General features: G+C 80.3%; 1 pseudogene. It reads left to right on the top strand.

What is annotated here, in order from left to right:
- Positions 1-16: 16 nt before the first annotated feature.
- Positions 17-512 (top strand): annotated as a pseudogene (locus VR45_RS41620) (helix-turn-helix transcriptional regulator); the annotation flags it as partial.

The following is a 512-nucleotide window of genomic DNA, read 5'->3' as shown; positions in this document are numbered from 1 at the left end:
CCGGGTCCTCGCCCGGATGCGCGAGCACCCCGCCGCCGACGCCACCCCCGCCCCCGGCACCCCGCCCCTGGACCCCGTCCCCCTGCTCGCCCACCTCGCCGCCGCCGACCCCGGCCGGCTCACCGGCTGGCTCGCCGACCTCACCGCCCACCACCACCTCGACACCCCCGACGCCGGCCACTGGCCCCGCTTCGCCCACCCCCTGCTCGCCGACGCCGTCCTCACCGGCCACGCCCCCGGCCACCGCGCCGACGTCCACCTCGCCGCCGCCGAACACCTCCACCACGCCGGAGCCCCCGACGAACTCGTCGCCGGCCACCTCCTGCTCACCCCCGCCCCCGCCCCCCACTGGGCCGCGGACACCCTGCGCCGCGCCGCCCGCGGAGCCGCCGACACCGACCGCCCCGCCGACGCCGTCGCCCTGCTGCGCCGCGTCCTCGCCGAACCCCTCAGCGACCGCCGACGCGGACTGCTGCTCTCCGAACTCGGCAGCCTCGAAGTCACCCTCGGCC

Source organism: Streptomyces sp. NRRL S-495 (assembly GCF_000966955.1).
Lineage (GTDB): Bacteria > Actinomycetota > Actinomycetes > Streptomycetales > Streptomycetaceae > Kitasatospora > Kitasatospora purpeofusca.
Note: the sequence above shows the minus strand (reverse complement) of the source record. Positions and strands in the feature narration are given on the sequence as shown.